Below are 19,168 nucleotides of genomic sequence, written 5' to 3'. Positions count from 1 at the left end.
TCATTCCGCCGGGGCGCCGCCCCGCAGCGTCACCCCGTGGTGGGTCCGCAGCCGATGGATCTCCCACCACGCGATGGCCGTCACCGTGGCCGGGCCGCCGATGAGTAACACGTACGCGATCGCCGGCGGTCCGGTGGGCAGTCCGCCGAGGGCCGCGTACTCCCAGACCAGAACGGTGGTCAGCAGGGCCGGGAGCGCGGGGTGCACGTCGGCCGTGCCGAAGCCGGTCCGTGCGACGGCGGCCGTGGTGAACAGGAAGAGGAACACCGCCCATACGCAGGCCGCCAGGGATGCCAGGGCCAGCCATGTGCCGAGCGAGCCGCCCGCTCGGGAGGGGTTCGCCGGATCCAGGCCGGCGATGAGCGCGGGCACGAGGGCCAGCGTGCCCAGGAAACAGGCGAGTTTGCGCAGCGGGCCGCGCAGGGTGGCCCGCGTCGCCAGTCGTCGGGCGGCCGCCGTCCACGTCCGGAGCGTTTTGACGCGGGCCACAGCCGGGTCGTGCACGCGGGCGGAGGCGTTGTCGCTGAAGATGCGGTGGGCGACGAGGCGGGCGGTGCGGGCGAGGAGTGGAGCGCCAGCAGGGGGGAGAGGATCAGCAGCACGGGTACGAGCAGCATCAACAAGTGGGGCGGCACGCGGCGCAGGATCCGCCACAGCGGGGGCCATTCCCGGATGCGTGCGGGCCGGTTCGGGTCTCCCGGGGGCGGGGGAGGAGGCTGTGGGCCCCTGTTCGGCGGCTCGGGCGGTCGCGGTCGAGGGCGGTGCGCAGTTCGGCCGGGCATGGCTGGTCGGTGATGAGGGTGCCGAAGCCGTTCAGCTCGCATACGCGATGCGCGGCCGTGCGGCCGAACTTACTCGAGTCGGCCAGTACGTAGCGGTGCGCGGCGTTGCCGAGCATGGCGCGCTTGGTGGCGACTTCGTCGAGGTGGAAGTCGGTGAGGCCGTAGGAGGTCGCCGGCTCGGAGTCGGCCGCCGCTGACCAGGACCTCGCCCCGGCCGCGTCGGTCTGGAGTAATCGCCCCACCGGCGACAGGCGCTCAAACCCCGCCGCCCGCCCCGGCGGAGCCGGACCCGTGAGTCGGGGCCGGGCCGGGGCGGGCGGCGGGGTGGTGTGCGGTGTGCAGAGGGCGCCGGAATCAGCTGCCGGGCGTGAGCTCGAGCGTGTCGAGCACCCCGTACACCCCGAGGAACAGGATCGCCGCGCTGCTCACGACGAGGGCGGCGGTCAGCCAGGGGTTGGCGCGGAAGCGGGGCGGGACGCCGGTGTAGCGCAGACGCCAGACCGCGACCACGACCGCGAGCAGGAAGATGCCACCGCCGATGCCGCCGATCTGCACCATCAGGACCGGGGACTGGACCCACAGGAAGATGCACATCCACACCGGGGGCAGACAGCAGGTGAGGATGCGGATGGTGCGCGTGCGTACGCGCATGTCCTTCCAGTTGATCACTCCGAGCAGACCGAGGGTGTTGGTCCACAGGCGCGGGACACTGGCCGACGAGGCGACGGTGACCGAGAAGAGGACGGCGATCGCACCGGCCAGGAACAGATACTCGGCCCAGGGTCCGAGCGTGTCGGTGTAGATGTGCGACAGCGTGGTGATCATGCCGTTGCCCTCGGGCACCAGGCCCTGTGGGTGGAGCACCGAGGCGCCGATCACATAGAAGGACAGGGTGCAGATGGTGCAGATGACCCAGGAGACGGCCACGTCGAGCCGCATGACCTTGAGCCAGCCCTCGGCCCGCTGGGCGCGCTCCTCGGTGCCGTCGTCGGGGCCGGTCCAGCGGGCGTAGCCCTTCTCCAGGCACCAGTACGTGTACGTCGTCATCTCGTCGGCGCCGACGCCGGTGATGCCGAACATGGCGAGTGCGATGCCGACCGTGCCCGCGGGGATCTGGAAGCTCAGTCCGTCGGCGAACTGCTCGGGGCCGTATCCGAAGGCGGTGAACGGCAGGGCGAGCGCCAGGCCGAAGGTGATGATGGTCTTGAGCGTGATGCCGATGACCTCGACCCGCTCGACGACGGGGTACTTGCCCGTCTGCAGGATGAGGATGGCCGCACCGGTGACGATGATGGCCCAGATGGTCAGGGAGGACGTGCTCAGCGCCGCCCCGTTGATCGGCAGCAGGATGGAGCAGGCCGCCGCGGTGCCGCCGATGATGCCGCCGCGCTGGAACATCTTGGCGAAGTCCATGCCGATCCAGAGCCAGTTGATCCAGCTCAGCCGACCGATCCGGGGGCCGACGTCACGGAAGCCGTCGAGCGCCGGGCGGCCGTTGAGGATGGTCCAGCGGGCCAGCTCCATCTGCACCCAGACCTTGACCGCAGTGGAGACGATCACCAGCCACAGCAGCGCGAACCCGGCCTTGGCGCCGAGCGAGGTGGTGGTGATCAGTTCACCGGAGCCGACGACGGCGGCGGACAGCACGAGACCGGGGCCGAGGTGGCGTACTCGGCCACCGAAGGTCACGGGGGCCGGGCGGGCGTCTTCGGCGCGCAGCGCGTACGGGTCGGCCTGCGCGGGTGGTGGCGCCGCGGTGGTGCCGTCGGTCGTGGTGGCCATATCAGGTCCTTAGGGGATCTGCCGGCGCCGTCGCCGGTATCCGGAATGGGGACAGCGGGGGGGGGCCTTGTGCGCGCGTGTCGCGGTGTCTCAGTGCCGTGGCGTCTGCGTGCCGTGGTGTCTCAGCGCGCGGCGGCTGCCTGCTGTGGTGTCTCAGCGCGCCTGGTGGTGCGGCTCCTCGCCCGCCAGTACGCGGATGACGTCCTCGGCCACCATCGCGCCCATGGCCTGGTTGGCCTCGGGTGTGCAGGCGGCCATATGGGAGGTGAGGAGGGTGCGCGGGGCCGCGCGCAGCGGATGGTCGGCGGGCAGCGGTTCGGTGCTGAACGCGTCGAGGGCCGCGGCCCCGAGGTGTCCGGAGCCGAGCAGATCGGCGAGCGCGCGTTCGTCGACGAGCCCGCCGCGTGCGGCGTTGACCAGGATCGCGCCCGGCTTCATCGCCGCCAGGCGGGCGCGGTCGAGCAGCGGGGTGCCGGACGGGTCGGGCGGGGTGTGCAGGCCTACGGCATCGGCGCGCACCAACAGGGCGTCGAGTGCGACCGGTTCGGCGCCGTGCGCGCGGACGTCGGCCTCGGCGACGTACGGGTCGTGGGCCAGCAACTCCATCCCGAAGGCGCGGGCGTAGCCGGCCAGCAGGCGGCCGATGCGGCCGAAGCCGACGATGCCCAGCGTCTTGCCGTGCAGCTCGGGGCCGAACAGCTTCGGCCAGCCGCCCGCCGCCACCGCGGTGTGCGAGGCGGCGAGGGAGCGGGTCGCGGACAGCAGCAGGCCGAAGGTGTACTCCGCCACCGCACGCGAGTTGCTGCCCGGCGCGCAGACCACCGGTATCGCACGCGCGTGGGCGGCGGCCACGTCGATGGTGTCGACACCGACGCCGTGCTTGGCGATCACCTTGAGGCGGGGCGCGGCGTCCATCACCTCGGCCGTGATCGGGTCCATGCCAACGATCAACGCGTCCGCACCGGCCGCGTACTCGAAGAGTTCGGCGGTGGGCAGCGCCACGTCCTCGTACGGGCGCAGCGGACCCGCCCCGGCGTCCTCCAGGATCTGCCAGGGGCGCGCCGAATGCCGGGCGAAGGTGGGCGTCGTGATGAGCGTGGTCGGCATCAGCGCGTCCCGCCCCGTGCCGCCTGAAGGTGGGACGTCGCGATCTGCTGCAGATGCACGACATCGGCCGCGACCGTCGCGAACGTGAACCCCTCGGCGAGGCGGCGGGCGGCGCCGGCGCCGTCGGCGTTGTGGATCCCGGCCGCGATGCCCGCCGCCTCGGCCGCCTTGCGGACGCGGGTGAGGGCCTGCTCGAACTCGTCCTGTACGGCGGGGTCGGTGGAGGTCGCGCCGCCGATGGCCAGGCGCAGATCGGACGGGCCGACGTAGACGCCGTCCAGGCCGGGGGTCGCGCAGATCTCCTCGACGTTGGCCAGGCCGTCGGCCGTCTCGATCATCGCGAGGACGGCGGTCTGATCGTGCGTATCGGCCGGGTTCGGCCCGATACGCAGCTGGGCGCGCATCGGGCCGTACGAGCGGCGGCCCAGTGGCGGATAGCGGACGGCGGCGACGGCGTCGGCGGCGTCCTGGGCGTTGTCGATCAGCGGCACGATCACGGCGCTCGCCCCCGCGTCGAGGGCCTTGCCGATGTACGTGAGGTCGTTGGCCTCGACGCGCACCATGCCGACGGCGGTGCTGCCCTTGGTGTCGGTGGCGAGGAGGTTGTTCAGCATGCCCTGGTAGCCGAAGAGGCCGTGCTGGGCGTCGAAGGCCAGGTAGTCGTAGCCGATACGCGCAAGGCGCTCGGCGGCGATCGGCGAGTCGAGCAGCGACCAGTAGCCGATCAGCTGCTCGCGATTGCGCAGCGCGGCGGTGAACTCGGCGGACGTGCGGCCGGTGGCCATGTGTGTCTCCATTGCGAGGTGGGCGGCGAGGTGCAGCAGTGGGCTGCGAGGTGCAGTGCTGGGCGGCGAGGTGCAGCGGTGGGCTGCGAGGTCAGCGGTTGTAGGCGGGCATCGGGCCGCGCAGCCGGGCGCCGACCTCGTCGCAGGCGGCCAGGACGTCCGCGGGCAGCGGGCCCGCGGCCGCGGCGGCGATATTGGCCTTCAGGTGCTCGACCTTGGAGCCGCCGAGCAGCAGCGCGTCGGTGGAGGGCCGCGACAGCAGCCAGCGCAGGGCCAGGTCGGTCAGCGGCAGGCCCGCGTCGGAGGCGATACGGGTGAGGTCGGTCACGGCGCGGAACAGATCCTCGTTCCAGTACCGCTCGCGGTACATCGCGGCCAGCTTGGAGTCGCCGAAGCGCCCGCCCGCCGGGGCCTGCTCGAAACTGTGGCGGCCGGTGAGCAGGCCGCCACCGAGCGGGTTGTAGACCATCGTGTGCAGCCCGGTGACGGCGGCGAACTCCGTGTACTCCTCCTCGATACGGCGCGCGAGGAGATTGTGGAGTTGCTGGGCGACGACGGGGCGGGGGCAGCCGACCACGTCGGCCACGCGGTTCAGCTCGGCGATCTGCCAGGCGGCGAAGTTGGAGACGCCGAGGGCGAGGACCTTGCCCGCCCGTACGAACTCGGCGACGGTCGCCAGGGTGTCGGCGATGGGTGTCCTGCGGTCCGGCTGGTGCAGATAGAAGAGGTCGACGTGGTCGGTGCCCAGGCGCTTGAGGCTCCCGTCGAGCGCGGCGCGCAGGCCCTCGGGCGAGAGTGGCGCGTGTTCGCCCTGGTCGGGGTGCGGGATGCCGGCCTTCGTGGCGAGAACCACCCGGTCGCGGCGGCCGGGCAGCAGCTCGGCGAGGATGCGCTCGCTCTCGCCGCCCGCGTAGCCGTTGGCGGTGTCCACACCGGTGATGCCCGCATCGAGCGCGGCGTCCACCATCGCGGCGGCCGTCGCGCGGTCGGCGGTGTCGCCGAACGTCATCGTGCCGAGCACGAGACGGGACAGCGGGACGGGGACGTGCGGGAGTTCAAGGCCGACGGTCACGGCGGGTCCTTCCGAAGCGGGTGGTGCGGGTGGTGCGGTCTCGTGCTGCGGATGCGCGATCCCACGAGGGGTCCCATACGCGATTCCATGCGCGAATTCATGCGTGATGTGCGCATCGCGGATGGTGCCGTGCGGCTACGCGGCCTCGACCGGCAGCCGCGCTGGTTCCCGGCCATGCGCTGCTGCGGCCCAGTGCGACGCGATGAGCTGTGTAAGCCGGTACGCGCCGCGTCCACGAGGGCGACGAGGTCCGCGGGTGACGGCCGTCGGCGCCACGGGAACGCTCGCACGACTGCGTAATTCGCGCAAGAGGTCTCGCGCGCTTCACGCAAATTGTGTCATGATCCTAACCGGGCCGCCCACGCCGGACGTGCCCAAGGAGGTTCGATCCCGTGGGCGCCGCCGAGCCCGGCGCGGTTGCGCACATCGCGCACCTGTCACCGCCCGCCTCCCGTCTAGGAGTTGCTCTTATGCCCACCCCCCTCCCCCTCATCGCCGTGACCATGGGCGACGGTGCCGGAATCGGCCCCGAGGTCGTCGTCGCGGCCCTCCTTGACGACGCCGTTCTGACCCGCTGCCGCCCCGTTGTCATCGGTGACGCACAGCGGCTGCGCGAGGCCGCCCGCATCCTGGGCCTGGACTGCGAGATCGCCGCGGTCGATCACCCGCGCGACGCCGAGTTCACGCCCGGCCGCGTCAACGTCGTCGACCTCGGCCTGCTCCCCGCCGACCTGCCCTGGGGCAAGCTGTCGCCGGTCGCGGGCGGCGCCGCGTACGCGTACATCGAGCGGGCCGCCGCACTCGCGGTGGCGGGCGCGGTGCACGCCATCTGCACCGCGCCGCTCAATAAGGAGGCCCTGCACGCCGCGGGGCACATCTACCCCGGCCACACCGAACTCCTCGCCCACCTGACCGGGACCGAAGAGGTCTCGATGATGCTCTCCACCGAGAAGGTGAAGGTCATCCACGTCACCACGCATATCGGTCTGATCGACGCGGTCAACCGGATCGAGCCGGGCCTCGTCGAGCGCACCGTACGCCGCGGCCATGAGGCGATGGTCCGCGCCGGCACCCCGAACCCCGTCATCGGCGTCTGCGGCATCAATCCGCACGCGGGCGAGAACGGGCTGTTCGGCTACGGCGAGGAAGAGGAGAAGATCGTCCCGGCCCTGGAGAAGCTGCGCGCCGAGGGCGTCGATGCCCGGGGCCCGCTGCCCGCCGACACCGCCTTCTTCCTGGCCGGCCGCGGCGACTACGACCTGATCGTGGCCATGTACCACGACCAGGGCCACGGCCCGGTCAAGGTCCTGGGCATCGAGGCGGGCGTCAACCTCACCGTGGGCCTGCCCGTCATCCGTACGTCGGTCGACCACGGCACCGCGTTCGACATCGCCGGAACGGGCACGGCGGAGGCCGGCAGTATGGTCGAGGCGCTGCGTCAGGCGGCCGAGATGGCCACGGTGCCGGTCACTCCGGGGGCCTGAAACAAGGCGGCCTGAAACAAGTGGCCTGAAACACGAGGGGGCAAGGCACCCGCGGAAGTCGTCCGAAGATGCCCTGCCCCGGAGGCGTTCAGCGCGTCATACGTCGCTCAGAGCGATGGCGGCGGCGGGACACACGGCGGCCGCGTCCCGTACGGCCGCATGCTGGTCCTCGGCGGGTTCGGCGTCGAGGAGGACGACGATGCCGTCCTCCTCGCGCTGGTCGAAGACATCCGGTGCGGCGAGTACGCAACTCCCGGCGGCGCAGCACTTGTCCTCGTCCACGGTGACCTTCACGGTCGCTCCCTTCTTCCGGGTCGGCCTTTCGGCCGTGTCCTCGGCTGCGTTGTCGGTCCGTACGGTCCGTACGGAAGCTTCGGCGGGGCGGGTCACCATCGCACCGGCACCTCGCGCAGGCCACCGACGGTGAGTCCTTCGATCTGCCGCAGCCGCGCAACCGGTACCGCCAGGTCGAGGCTCGGCAGCTTGTGCAGCAGGGCCTTCAGGACGACCTGGAGTTCGGTGCGGGCCAGGGACTGGCCCAGGCAGGAGTGGGCTCCGGCGCCGAAGGTGAGATGGGGGTTGGGGCTGCGGGTGAGGTCCATCCCGTCCGGGTCGGCGAAGGCCCGCTCGTCGCGGTTGGCGGCGGACAGACCGCAGAAGACGGTGGTGCCTCCCGGCAGCACCGCCCCGTCCACCTCGTAGTCCTCGGTCAGATAGCGCCGGACGCCGTAGCCGCCCAGGTTGGCGTCCGAGCGCAGCACCTCGTCGACCGCGGTACGTATCAGGGAGGGGTCGGCGAGCAGGCTGTCCCACCGAGTGCGGTCGGCCAGCAGCATGGCGACCATCTTGCCGATCATGTTCGCGGTGGTCTCGTGCCCGGCGACCAGCAGAGCCATACCCGTGTCGCGGAGCTCGGGGTCGGTCAGCCCCTCGCCCTCCGCCCGGCTCTCCTCGATCAGCGTGCTGATCAGGTCTTCACCGGGCTCGGCACGCTTGGCCGCGATCAGCTCGGACATATACGTCACGAAGTCCTCGTGGGCCGCCCTGGTCTCCGCCCCCGAGTAGCGGCTGACGTTCAGAAACGCGTCGGACCAGTAGGAGAAGCGGTCCCGGTCCTCGGCGGGCGCGCCGAGCAGGTCGCAGATCACATAGACCGGCAGCGGAAAGCCGAGCGCCGCCTTGAGGTCGGCGGGCGAACCGCTTTCGACCATGGCGTCGATCAGGGCCTCGGCCATCTCCTCCATACCGGGGCGCAGCGCGGTGACACGCCTGGCGGTGAAGTACTTGCCCATATGCCGCCGCCACCTCTGGTGGCCTTCGCCCCTGGACTGGAGCGAGAGCGACATACCGCTGTTGGTCGACACGCCGCCGGCTCCTTCCGGGGCGATCCGCGCGCTGTCGTCCTCGGGGGCCGGGCGTGAGAAGCGGGGGTCCGACAGGAGGGCCTTGACGTGGTCGTAGCGGGTCAGCAGGGTGCCGGTGTCTCCGCTGGGGAGTTCGACGGTGGCCACCGGGCACCGTGCGCGCAGCAGTTCCCATTCGGGCGGCGGGTCCAGCGGTCCGTCGGTGGGCAGTGGCAGGCGGACGATGGGGTCGTTCTGGTCGGGGTGTTCAACGGCGTTCGTCATGTCACTCCTCGCGGTGGGGGAAGGGAGGCATGCGTGTTAAATCAACGGGTTGATTTAACGGTATCGCATGCGTGCGGCGGAAGCGGATAGGGATCGCGCCACGGTCGCGCCCGTGGGAGAGGCTGGACGGGAAGGTGGCCTGAATCGGTCGGGTCATTGCGTACGCTTTCGTCGTTTGACCTCGCCGACCTGGTCGAGGATCCGCGGTGGCTTGGGGGACGGGCCTTCGCGGACTGGCGCGATGTCCCGAGGTGGCGGTGGCGATGGCCGACAGGACGAGACGGGACGAGCAGGTCACTGCGACGCGGGTGGCCCTCCTCGACGCGGCGGAGCGGCTGTTCGCCGAACGCGGGGTGCATGCGGTCGCCAACCGTCAGATCAGCGAGGCCGCCGGGCAGGGCAACAATGCCGCGGTCAGCTATCACTTCGGCACGAAGGTCGACCTGGTGCGCGCCATCGCCCGTCGGCATGCGGAGCGGGTGGAGGTCGGCCGTGTGCGCATGCTGGACGCGATGGGGGAGTCCGCCGATCTGCGGGACTGGGTGGCCTGCGCGGTCCGTCCGGTGACCGAGCACTTGGAGGCTCTGGGCGCGCCCAGCTGGTACGCGCGATTCATCGCCCAGGTGTCGGCGGATCCGGCGCTGCGTGCCGTCACGGTGGAGGAGTTCGCGGCCGGGTCGCCGTCGATGCGGCGGTTGCAGGAGGGGCTGGAGGGCTGTCTGCCCGATCTGCCGGCCGAGGTGCATGCCGAGCGTGCGGCCATGACGCGTCACTTGATCGCGCAGATGTCCGCGGAGCGGGAGCGTGCCCTTGCGGACAACGCGCCGACGGCCAGGGCCAGTTGGCAGGGGGCGGCGAATGGTCTGATCGATGCCATCGTCGCCCTGTGGCAGGCGCCGTTCACGCGCGAGGGCTGACCGGCCGAACCGTTCGGCGCGCGTCCGTTCGTGGGGCGGGTCGGATCCGGCCATAAATTAAATCAACGGGTTGACTTAATCATCGCGGCTGGTGTTGCCTGGTCCTCGGCGATGTCGAGTTCGATCTCTCGCTGGAGCATCTCCGAGCCCCCGAGCCCCCGAGCGCCCCCCACGATCGAGGAGAAGCAGTGACCAGTGCGGCAGGCAACACGACGAGTGGAACCCCGCTGGACACCCCGGAGTACGACATCGTCAGGTCCGCACGGTGTCCGCTCGATCCGGCCCCCGCGATGCGGGCACGGCAGGCGGAGGGCCCGCTGGTGCGGATCCGGCTGTGGGACCGGACCCTCGCCTGGCTGGTCACCAGTTGGGAGGAACACCGGGCGCTGATGTCCGACCCGAGGGTCAGCGTGGACCCTTTCCGGCCCGGTGCGCCGAAGCTCTCCCCCGGGGAGGTGAAAGTGATCGACGCCCTGAAGAAGGAGGGCAAGCGGTCGACCGGCACCAGCTTCATCTTGATGGACGACCCCGAACACGCCCGGCTGCGGCGGATGGTGACGTCCGCGTTCACCATCAAGCGGGTGGAGGCGCTGCGGCCACCCACCCAGAAGATCACGGACGATCTGATCGACACGATGCTGTCCGGCCCCAAGCCGGTCGATCTGGTCGAGGCGCTGGCGTTGCCGGTGCCGTCGCTGGTGATCTCCAACCTGCTCGGCGTGCCCTACGACGACCATGAGTTCTTCCAGGCCAACAGCAAAACCATCATCAACCGGGAGACGACCGCTGAGGAGCGTGCGGCAGCCCGCGGGCGGTTGTCCGAGTACCTGGACGGACTGCTGGGGGAGAAGCTGGCCCAGCCCCGCGAGGACCTGCTCTCCGGGCTCGCCGAGCGGATCAAGGCCGGTGAGCTGGCCCGGGAGGACGCGACCGAGATGGGGGTGCTGATGCTGTTCGCGGGTCACGAGACCACCGCGAACATGATCACGCTCGGCACGCTGGCCCTGCTCCAACACCCCGACCAACTGGCCCTCCTCCGGGACGCCGAGGATCCGAAGCTGATCGCCTCGGCGGTCGACGAGCTGCTGCGCTACCTCACCATCACACACGGCGGGCAGCGCCGGGCGGCGCTGGCGGACATCGAGATCGCCGGTCAGGTCATCCGCGCCGGCGAGGGCATCATCCCGGTCAACGAGATCGCCAACCGGGACCCGTCGGTCTTCCCCGACCCCGACCGGCTGGACATCCGGCGCGACGCCCGGCGCCATGTGGCCTTCGGATTCGGGGTCCACCAGTGTCTGGGCCAGCCGTTGGCCCGGATGGAACTCCAGGTCGTCTACCCCACCCTCCTGCGGCGGATCCCGACCCTGGCCCTGGCCGCGGACCTGGCGGAGATCCCCTTCAAACACGACGGTTTCGTCTACGGTGCCTACCGGCTCCCGGTGACCTGGTGATGCGGTCGATCCCGCCGGTGCAGTCGATGCAGTCGATGCTCAGGAATGTGGTGATCGTAGGAGCCTCGGCCGCCGGACTGGCCACGGCCGAGGCCCTGCGCAACAAGGGATACGACGGGAGCCTCACCCTCGTCGGCGACGAGCCGCATCTGCCGTACGACCGGCCGCCGCTGTCCAAACAGGTCCTGTCCGGCGCCTGGCAGCCGGAGCGGGTGCGGCTGCGTGACGATCAGGCCATCGGCAGGCTGGACGCGGACTTCCAACTCGGCCGCCGTGCAACCGGGCTGGACATCGTCAGGCGGAAGGTCCTGCTGGACGGCGGCGATCGCCTCGCGTACGACGCCCTGGTCATCGCCACCGGCGTCACCCCGCGCCGACTGCCCGGCGACGATCTGGCAGGCGTACACGTCCTGCGTACGCTCGACGACGCCCTCACGCTCCGCACCCACCTGCTGGCCCGGCCGAAGGTCGTGGTGGTCGGCGCCGGATTCCTGGGGGCCGAAGTGGCGGCGGTGGCGCGCACCATGGGGCTGGACGTCACGCTGGTCGACCCGCTGCCGGTGCCCATGCGCCGGCAGTTCGGCGACCGGGTCGGGGCACTCGTCGGACAGCTGCACAGCGATCACTCGGTCGCACTGCGCCTGGGTGTCGGCGTGGCCCGGTTCCGGGACTCCGCCGGCCGCGTGGTCGCCGTCGAACTCGCCGACGGCACGAAACTCGACGCGGACCTGGTCGTGGTCGCCGTGGGCTCCACACCCGCGACCGGCTGGCTGGCCGACTCCGGACTGCCCCTGGGCAACGGAGTGGAATGCGGCGCCCGCTGCCAGGCCGCCCCCGGCATCTACGCGGCCGGGGACGTCGCGTCCTGGCACAACCCGCACTTCGGTGTGCGGATGCGCGTCGAACACCGCCTCAACGCCACCGAACAGGGCATGGCCGTGGCCGCGGACATCCTTGGCGAACAGCGCCCCTTCGCTCCCGTTCCCTACTTCTGGAGCGACCAGTACGACGCCCGTATCCAGGCCTACGGCATCTTCCCCGACGGCGCGGACGTGACGATCGTGCACGGCAGCCCGGACGACCGCAGCTTCGTCGCCGCGTACGGCCACGAGGGCAAGGTCGTCGGAGTGCTCGGCTGGAACAGCCACCGTGAACTGCGCAAACACCGGAAACTCGTCGTCGACCACGCTCCCCACCCCGCCACGCGCACACCGGAAGGAGAGCGGTAGCAGCCGCGTAAGACCACCCGTCGACGGCCTGGAGCCCGCGCGATGAGCACCGCCGCAGTGAACGAGTCCGCCACCGCGGGCACACGGCCACCGAAGGTCCAACGGCAGGTCCTGGTCGCCCTCAGTGGCCTGCTCAGCGCGCTGTTCGTCGCGACACTGAGCAGCACGGTGGTGTCCACCGCGCTGCCGAGGATGATCGGCGCGTTGCACGGCACACAGACGCAGTACACCTGGGTCGTCACCGCGACGCTGCTCAGCACGACCGCCACAACCCCGATCGGGGGCAAGCTGGCAGACCTCTTCAGCAAGAAGAACCTGGTCCAGATCGCCACCGCCGCGATGATCCCGCCGCGCGAACGCGGCCAGTACAGCGGCTACCTCAGCAGTGTCACGGCCCCGTCCACCATCGGCGGTCCGCTGCTCGGCGGTCTCATCGTCGACACCTCGTGGCTGGGCTGGCGGTGGTGTTTCTTCATCAGCCTCCCGGTGGCCGTCGCGGCACTGGTCCTGCTGTCCGTCGCCCTGTGGGTGGAGGCACGGGCCGCCGAGCCCATCGTGCCGCTGCAGATCATCAGGCAGCGCACCACCGTACTCGCGATCCTGGGAAGTCTCGCCGCGGGTACGGCCATGTTCGCGGCCTCGGTCTATCTCAGCGAGTACTTCCAGGTCAGCCGCGGTTACACGGCCACCCGGGCGGGGCGGCTGACCATTCCGATGATGGGCGGCATCCTGGTCTCCTCCATCCTGGCGGGCCGGCTGCTCAGCAGGACCGGGAACCTCAAGCCCTTCGTCATCGTCGGCTCCGTCCTGCTCACGGCCGGGTTCGCCGGTCTTGGCACCATCGACCACAGAACGTCCCTGGTGTTCATGAGCGCGGCGATGCTGTGCATCGGCCTCGGCGTCGGTATGACCATGCAGAACTTCGTGCTGGCCGTGCAGAACTCCGTCCCCCTCAAGGACATCGGTACGGCCAGCACCACGGTCACCTTCTTCCGCTCCCTGGGCGGTACGTTCGGCGTCACGGTTCTGGGCGCCGTACTGGCTCGGCAGGTCGCCGAGCGGACCGCGCAGGGTGGGGAATCCGCCCGTGTCGCCTACGGCGACGCGACCGGGCTCGTCTTCCTCATCGGCGCCGCCGTGGCGGCCTTGGGCATCGTCGCGGCCGTCCTCCTGAAGCCGGTGACGCTGCGGACCAGCCTTGACTCGTCCGAACCGGCCGATCCGAAGAGGTGAGGCTCATGACCTGCCGGACGGTGGCAGGAGGGTGACGCTGTAGCCGTCCTCACAGCCGGTCGGGGTGGGGGGTGCCCGCGCCGCGGAGCAGGGTGTCCACGACGAGCGTCGCGAGGGTGGCGGTGTCTTCCTCGGCCCTGTTCTGCGCGGCCTCGTGGATGAGGGCGTAGTAGACGCGGCGGGTCCACGGGATGTCGATGTCGGCGCGCAGGACACCCGCCTCCTGGGCCCGGCGGAACAACCGCTCGCAGGTGTCCCGTACATCGCTGTGGACGCGCGCCACCTCCGGGTTGACCGAGGACGCCTGGCTCATCGCGAATCCCCAACTGACCTTGACGCCGAGGACGTTCGCGGTCGTCTGGTAGAGAGCGACCAGCGGTGGAGCCGTGTCCGGGTGGGCGGCGTCCACCGCCGCGGCGAACCGCTCGGTGGCCCACCCGGCCAGGGCGTCGATCAGTGCCTCCCGGGTGGCGAAGCGCCGGTGCACGGTGGTGCGGGCGACGCCGGCGGCTTCGGCGATCTGCTCCATCGTGGCCGCGGGGTCGCGGCTGAGGGTGCGCTCGGCTGCCTCCAGGATCGCCGTCATCGTCCGCTCGGCGTCCGCGCGCAACGGTCGGCTGCGGGTGGGGGGCGACTCCCTCTGCGTCTTCATAGGGGAAGCATACGGCAGCGTCACGGTTCGCTGGATACTTGCGTCATCGATGTTGCAAGTCGTATCTTCATCGCGTCCTGCCTGACGCGAATATGGCGCGACTAGTGACATCTCCTGAAAGGTTGGAGCACGTGGAGTACACCCGCCTGGGCCGCAGTGGCCTCTCGGTGTCCCGGCTCGTCCTCGGCACCATGAACTTCGGGTCGCGAACGTCCGAAGAGGACAGCGGCGCGATCATGGACCATGCGCATGAGCACGGCATCAACTTCTTCGACACGGCCAACTCGTACGGCGCGCAGCAAGGTGAAGGCCTCACCGAGCAGATCCTCGGCCGGTGGTTCGCCCAGGGCGGCGGCCGGCGCGAGAAGACCGTCCTCGCCACCAAGGTCTACCTGCCGATGGGGGACTGGCCCAACGAAAGAGGGCTGTCCGCGCTGCACATCCGGCGCGCGGTCGACGCGTCACTGAAGCGGCTGCAGACCGACTACATCGACCTGTACCAGATGCACCACATCGACCGGGACACCCCGTGGGAAGAGATCTGGGAGGCGTTCAGCGTCCTTCGCCAGCAGGGAAAGGTGCTCTACTTCGGCTCGTCCAACTTCGCCGGCTGGCATATCGCGCAGGCGCAGGAGGCCGCCCGGTCGCGGCACTTCCTCGGGCTGGTCAGCGAGCAGTCCATCTACAACCTCATGAGCCGCTGGGCCGAGCTGGAGGTGCTGCCCGCCGCGCGCCACTACGGGCTGGGCGTGATCCCGTGGTCGCCGCTGCACGGCGGAGTGCTCAGCGGTGTTCTCCGCAAGCAGCGTGAGGGGCTGACCGGCCGCAGCGGCTCGGGGCTGTGGGCCGCGGCGTTCGCCGAGCGGCGGGAAGCGGTCGAGGCATACGAGAAGTTGTGCGCCGACCTCGGCGAGGACCCGGCCCACGTCGGCCTGGCGTGGCTGCTCGCCCAGGACGGAGTGACCGGGCCGATCGTCGGACCGCGGACCGTCGAACAGCTCGACGGCACCCTGCGCGCACTGGAGATCACCCCCGACCACGACACCCTCGCCAAGCTGGACGAGACCTTCCCGCCGCCCGCACCGAACGGGGCGAAGCCCGCACCCGAGGCGTATGCCTGGTGAGCGGTGGCGGACGCGTACTGGGTCCGCGTCCGTCGTCACGCGGGCAGGGCACCGGTCTGTCCCCCGTGCGAGCTACGCGCAAGTGTCCACCGTGTGGTGACGATTCCGGGCCGGCCGATCCGTAGCGTTCGGTGCCGCCGCGGCACTCCGGCCGCGGATCTGGCGAAGGAGTCTTCATGAGGCTGGTTTGGCAACTGGTGGCCGTCGCGGCGGTCGCCTTCCTCGGCGGCCAGGGCCTTGCCGCGGTGGAGGGGAACCCGTGGCTCAAGCTGGCCGTCGGAGTCCCGACAGCCGTGCTCGCGGTGTTCGTCTACGGGTGGGTGGTGCGGCGGACCGAGCGCCGCCCGTCCACGGAGGTGGCCCGGGAGGGTGCCGGGGCCGCGATCGGCTGGGGGGTGCTGATCGGCTTCGTGATGTCCGGGTTCGTCGTCGCGAATATCGCCTTCCTCGGCTACTACAAGGTCAACGGCCTGGGCTCGCCGACGGGCGCGGTGGGGCTGTTCGGCTTCATGGCCGCCGCCGCGGTGACGGAGGAACTGATGTTCCGCGGTGTCCTGTTCAGGATTGTCGAGGAGCGCATCGGTACATGGATCGCGCTGGCGCTGACCGGTGTGCTGTTCGGGCTGTCGCATCTGCTCAACCCGCACGCCAGCCTGTGGGGCGCCATCGCCATCGCGATCGAGGCCGGTGGCATGCTCGGTGCCGCGTACGCCGCCACCCGCAACCTGTGGGTGCCGATCGGACTGCACTTCGGCTGGAACTTCGCCATTTCCGGCATCTTCAGCACCGAGGTGTCGGGCAACGGCACCCCGAAGGGACTGCTGGACTCCGCGACATCGGGCCCGGCGCCGATCACCGGTGGCGACTTCGGTCCGGAGGGAAGTCTGTACACGCTGCTGTTCGGTGTGCTGGTGACGATCGTGTTCATGTGGCTGGCCAGCCGCCGTGGCCATCTGATGCCCCGCCGTCGGCGCGCCGTGGAGGGTGCCGCCACCGCTACACTCGCCCGGTGATCAGTTCTCGGCAAATCCCGGAGACGTGGCACCGGTTGGATGTCACGGTCCGGGATCTCCCGCTCGGCCTGCTGATCCTCGCCGCGTCGCTCCTGCCGGCGTCCCAGAACCATGGGACACAGCTCGGCGGCCTCGCGGCCCGCCCCTTCGACGCGCCGGCCATCGTGGCAGTCGCCCTCCAGTGCCTGCCGCTCGCCATGCGCCGGCGGTGGCCGGTCGTCTGTCTCTCCCTGGTGTCGCTCGGCTTCGCCGTCGACCAGCTCCGTGGCTACCACTCGCTCGCGGGGACCGCGATGCCCATCGCCCTGCTGTCCGCCGGGTCCCATCTGGAGCGGCACCGGCGCGCCACCGTGTTCGTCTTCTCCGTGGCGTACGTGCCACTGGCGGTCGCCCTCTACCAGCTCGGTTCGGGCGAGCCGCCGAGCGAGTTCGTGACGTACTACGTGGCCCTGGCCCTCGCGTGGGGCATCGGGGGGTGGCTGCGCTCCACCCGGGCCGCGGAGGCCGAACGCCGCCGCCGCGTCGCCGAGGACACCCGCGCCGCCGAGCGCGCCCGTATCGCCCGCGAGCTGCACGACGTCGTGACCCACCATGTGACGGCGATGGTCGTACAGGCCGAGGCGGCACGCTATCTGACCGCCGCGCCCGATCGCCTCGACCAGGCCCTGACCGCGGTCACCGATGCCGGCCGGCGGGCCACCGCCGATCTGCGGCATCTGCTCGATCTGATCAACCCCGACCACGGCTCCGGACCGGCCAGGACACCGCCCGTCGGCAGGCTGCTCACGCTCGTGGAGCAGACGCGCCGGGCCGGGCAGCCGGTGGAGTTCACCGAGGAGGGCACGCCCGCGGAGTCGACCGGCAGCGCCGACCTCGTGGCCTACCGGGTCGTTCAGGAGGCCCTGACGAACGCCCTCAAGCACGCCCACGGCAGCCGTACCTCGGTCCAGGTGCACCACGGCGACAAGGACATCACCGTGGAGGTCAGCACGGACGGCTCCGGCACGCCGGCCGGCTCGCGGCCCGGCGCGCGGACCGGCTCCCTCGGCGGGAGTGGCCGGGGCCTGGCCGGTCTGCGCGAACGGGTCGACGTCCTGGGCGGCGACTTCAGCGCGGGCGCCCGGACGGGCGGCGGCTTCGTCGTCCGGGCCCGGATCCCCGCGGGGAGCCCGTCGTGACCGCGCCGATCCGGGTCCTGGTCTGCGATGACCAGGTGCTGGTCCGCACCGGGCTGGTGACGATCATCGACGCCCAGCCCGACCTCGAGGTGGTGGGCGAATGCGAAGACGGGCAAGCCGCGGTCGACCTCGCCGGCCGGCTGCGCCCGGAGGTCGTGGTGATGGACGTACGCATGCCGGTGCTCGACGGCATCGAGGCCACCCGCCTGCTGGCCGGCGCCGGGGTGCCGCACCCCGTCAAGGTGCTCGTGGTGACGACGTTCAACCTGGACAAGTACGTGTACGAGGCGCTGCGCGCGGGGGCGAGCGGCTTCCTGCTCAAGGAAGCCCCGCCGTCCCAACTGCTGCACGGGATCCGGACCGTGGCCACCGGCGCGGCGCTGCTGGACCCCGAGGTGACGCGCCGGCTCGTGGGCACGTACGCCGCCCGGATCCGGCCCGCCGAGGACACTTCGCGTGACATCCCGCTGACCCCGCGCGAACTGGAGGTCCTTCGCCTCATCGCGGACGGCTTCTCCAACAGTGAGATCGCCGCGGCCCTCCAGATAAGCCACGAGACCGTGAAGACCTTTGTGTCGCGCATCCTCACCAAACTCGATCTCCGTGACCGCGTCCAAGCGGTGGTCTATGCCTACCGTCAAGGCCTGGTGACCTGACACGCGCCACGTGGGCGGCGGAAATTCGTGTGACGGTGGTCCAGCTGCTTCCTAGGATGGGATCTTGTGCGTACCCGTCCGTCCTTTATCGATGATGAGGCGATCGCGAGCGCGGTCGCCGGCCACTGGCTGCCCGAGGTCGCAGAAGTCGCCTACCTGCCCTGGGGTTTCGGGGCGCACCACTGGCGGGTGGCCGCCGGTGGTAAGACGCCGAGTAAGACACTGTTCGTGACGTTGGATCAGCCGGCGCCCCGGCACACCGCGGCCTCGCTGGAGGCCGCCTACGCGGGCGCGGCCACGCTGGCGGCCGGTGGTTTGGACATGGTGTGTGCGCCGTTGTCCGCGCCGTCCGGGCGGTTCACCATCGACGTCGGGCCCGGTGTGCTCAGTGTGACGCCGTGGCTGGACGGCCGGTCTCCGACCGAGGCGGAGGCCAGTGCGCCCCAGCACGTCCGTGAGGTGATCGCGGCGCTGGCCACCTTGCATCGCGCCGCGCCACCGGACGGCATACCGTACTGGACCCCACGGGTCGGCCCCCAGTTCGCGGATGAGTTGCGGGATCGTACCGCCCGGCCCTGGACGTCCGGCCCGCTGGCGGAGCGGGCCCGGGGCGCACTGGCCGCACACCATGCCGCGATCAAGCGCTGGACCAGCCGTTATCTGGAGCTGGCGGGCATCGCGGACGCCCGCCGGGATGTCTGGGTGCCGACCCATGGCGAGCCGCACAACGACAATCAGGTCGTGGTTGCCGGCGGTCTCAAGCTGGTCGACTGGGAGTCGCTTGCTCTCGCGCCGCGCGAGCGGGACTACGCCGATCTGCTCGATACGGATGAGAGCGGCGGCTTGGCCGCCGACCCCGCGATGGTCGAACTGTTCGCGCTCGACTGGCGGCTTGCCGAGATCGTCGACTACGCACGCTGGTTCAGCGCGCCACACACAGGTACGGACGACGATCGCATCGCGCTGGAAGGGCTGTACGAGGAATTGTCGGACGCCACCGGCTGACCCCGCCACCGAGCGCGGCGAGGCGGAGCGCGGCGCTTACCGCGCTCCGCCGACCCGGAACCTCGGT

The 19,168-nt window shown here is 70.8% G+C and carries 19 protein-coding genes; 10 read left to right on the top strand and 9 right to left on the bottom strand.

What is annotated here, in order from left to right:
• The 6 genes from ACFV2X_RS02060 to ACFV2X_RS02035 form a co-directional block, all read right to left on the bottom strand.
• The gene (locus ACFV2X_RS02060; protein ID WP_385610104.1) at nt 1-489 is read right to left on the bottom strand and encodes a hypothetical protein; all 489 of its coding nucleotides are present in this window, start codon (nt 487-489) and stop codon (nt 1-3) included.
• A gap of 127 nt (nt 490-616) precedes the next feature.
• The gene (locus ACFV2X_RS02055; protein ID WP_385610102.1) at nt 617-1,024 is read right to left on the bottom strand and encodes a hypothetical protein; all 408 of its coding nucleotides are present in this window, start codon (nt 1,022-1,024) and stop codon (nt 617-619) included.
• Between the two features lie 112 nt (nt 1,025-1,136).
• Nucleotides 1,137-2,564 (bottom strand): Nramp family divalent metal transporter, encoded by a 1,428-nt coding sequence (locus tag ACFV2X_RS02050; RefSeq protein ID WP_385610098.1) that lies wholly within the window; start codon nt 2,562-2,564, stop codon nt 1,137-1,139.
• A gap of 153 nt (nt 2,565-2,717) precedes the next feature.
• Complete coding sequence (locus ACFV2X_RS02045; protein WP_385610095.1) at nt 2,718-3,671, bottom strand: phosphoglycerate dehydrogenase; 954 nt, start codon at nt 3,669-3,671, stop codon at nt 2,718-2,720.
• Nucleotides 3,671-4,456 carry an HpcH/HpaI aldolase/citrate lyase family protein gene (locus tag ACFV2X_RS02040; RefSeq protein WP_385610092.1) on the bottom strand — a complete coding sequence of 262 codons (786 nt, stop codon included), beginning with the start codon at nt 4,454-4,456 and terminating at the stop codon, nt 3,671-3,673. The genes ACFV2X_RS02045 and ACFV2X_RS02040 overlap by 1 nt, the downstream gene beginning before the upstream one ends.
• Nucleotides 4,457-4,547: 91 nt before the next feature.
• Nucleotides 4,548-5,528 carry an aldo/keto reductase gene (locus ACFV2X_RS02035; protein WP_385610089.1) on the bottom strand — a complete coding sequence of 327 codons (981 nt, stop codon included), beginning with the start codon at nt 5,526-5,528 and terminating at the stop codon, nt 4,548-4,550.
• 470 nt (nt 5,529-5,998) lie between these two features.
• Between ACFV2X_RS02035 and pdxA the strand changes: the two genes are divergently transcribed.
• Nucleotides 5,999-7,012, top strand: coding sequence for a 4-hydroxythreonine-4-phosphate dehydrogenase PdxA (gene pdxA / locus ACFV2X_RS02030; protein WP_385610087.1), 1,014 nt, complete (start codon nt 5,999-6,001; stop codon nt 7,010-7,012).
• 96 nt (nt 7,013-7,108) lie between these two features.
• On the opposite strand, the gene ACFV2X_RS02025 is transcribed toward pdxA, so the two are convergent.
• Nucleotides 7,109-7,306: a ferredoxin gene (locus ACFV2X_RS02025; RefSeq protein WP_385610403.1), complete on the bottom strand. Its 198-nt coding sequence runs from the start codon at nt 7,304-7,306 to the stop codon at nt 7,109-7,111.
• 92 nt (nt 7,307-7,398) lie between these two features.
• Entirely contained in the window at nt 7,399-8,640 is a 1,242-nt protein-coding gene (locus ACFV2X_RS02020) for a cytochrome P450 (RefSeq protein WP_385610085.1), read from the bottom strand.
• Nucleotides 8,641-8,903: 263 nt separating this feature from the next.
• On the opposite strand from ACFV2X_RS02020, the gene ACFV2X_RS02015 reads away from it, so the two are divergent.
• From ACFV2X_RS02015 to ACFV2X_RS02000, 4 genes are all read left to right on the top strand, one after another.
• Nucleotides 8,904-9,557, top strand: coding sequence for a TetR/AcrR family transcriptional regulator (locus tag ACFV2X_RS02015; protein WP_385610082.1), 654 nt, complete (start codon nt 8,904-8,906; stop codon nt 9,555-9,557).
• Nucleotides 9,558-9,745: 188 nt separating this feature from the next.
• The gene (locus ACFV2X_RS02010) at nt 9,746-11,011 is read left to right on the top strand and encodes a cytochrome P450 (protein WP_385610078.1); all 1,266 of its coding nucleotides are present in this window, start codon (nt 9,746-9,748) and stop codon (nt 11,009-11,011) included.
• A 35-nt stretch (nt 11,012-11,046) separates the two neighbouring features.
• Nucleotides 11,047-12,240, top strand: coding sequence for an NAD(P)/FAD-dependent oxidoreductase (locus ACFV2X_RS02005; RefSeq protein WP_385610401.1), 1,194 nt, complete (start codon nt 11,047-11,049; stop codon nt 12,238-12,240).
• A gap of 42 nt (nt 12,241-12,282) precedes the next feature.
• Entirely contained in the window at nt 12,283-13,473 is a 1,191-nt protein-coding gene (locus tag ACFV2X_RS02000; protein ID WP_385610075.1) for an MFS transporter, read from the top strand.
• A 49-nt stretch (nt 13,474-13,522) separates the two neighbouring features.
• On the opposite strand, the gene ACFV2X_RS01995 is transcribed toward ACFV2X_RS02000, so the two are convergent.
• On the bottom strand, nt 13,523-14,125 hold the full coding sequence (locus tag ACFV2X_RS01995; protein WP_385610072.1) for a TetR/AcrR family transcriptional regulator: 603 nt from the start codon (nt 14,123-14,125) through the stop codon (nt 13,523-13,525).
• Nucleotides 14,126-14,256: 131 nt separating this feature from the next.
• Here ACFV2X_RS01995 and ACFV2X_RS01990 point away from each other — a divergent pair, with 131 nt between their 5' ends.
• The 5 genes from ACFV2X_RS01990 (at nt 14,257) to ACFV2X_RS01970 (ending at nt 19,101) form a co-directional block, all read left to right on the top strand.
• Nucleotides 14,257-15,249, top strand: coding sequence for an aldo/keto reductase (locus ACFV2X_RS01990; RefSeq protein ID WP_385610069.1), 993 nt, complete (start codon nt 14,257-14,259; stop codon nt 15,247-15,249).
• A 176-nt stretch (nt 15,250-15,425) separates the two neighbouring features.
• Nucleotides 15,426-16,262: a type II CAAX prenyl endopeptidase Rce1 family protein gene (locus ACFV2X_RS01985; RefSeq protein ID WP_385610066.1), complete on the top strand. Its 837-nt coding sequence runs from the start codon at nt 15,426-15,428 to the stop codon at nt 16,260-16,262.
• A complete protein-coding gene (locus ACFV2X_RS01980) occupies nt 16,259-17,440 on the top strand; it encodes a sensor histidine kinase (protein ID WP_385610064.1) in 1,182 nt (393 codons plus the stop codon). The genes ACFV2X_RS01985 and ACFV2X_RS01980 overlap by 4 nt, the downstream gene beginning before the upstream one ends.
• On the top strand, nt 17,437-18,096 hold the full coding sequence (locus ACFV2X_RS01975; RefSeq protein WP_358635148.1) for a response regulator transcription factor: 660 nt from the start codon (nt 17,437-17,439) through the stop codon (nt 18,094-18,096). Before ACFV2X_RS01980 ends, ACFV2X_RS01975 begins: the two co-directional genes overlap by 4 nt.
• A 66-nt stretch (nt 18,097-18,162) precedes the next feature.
• Nucleotides 18,163-19,101: a phosphotransferase gene (locus tag ACFV2X_RS01970; protein ID WP_385610060.1), complete on the top strand. Its 939-nt coding sequence runs from the start codon at nt 18,163-18,165 to the stop codon at nt 19,099-19,101.
• Nucleotides 19,102-19,168 lie beyond the last annotated feature (67 nt).

Source organism: Streptomyces sp. NPDC059679, assembly GCF_042734105.1.
Lineage (GTDB): Bacteria > Actinomycetota > Actinomycetes > Streptomycetales > Streptomycetaceae > Streptomyces.
This window is presented reverse-complemented; position numbering and strand designations above follow the sequence as displayed.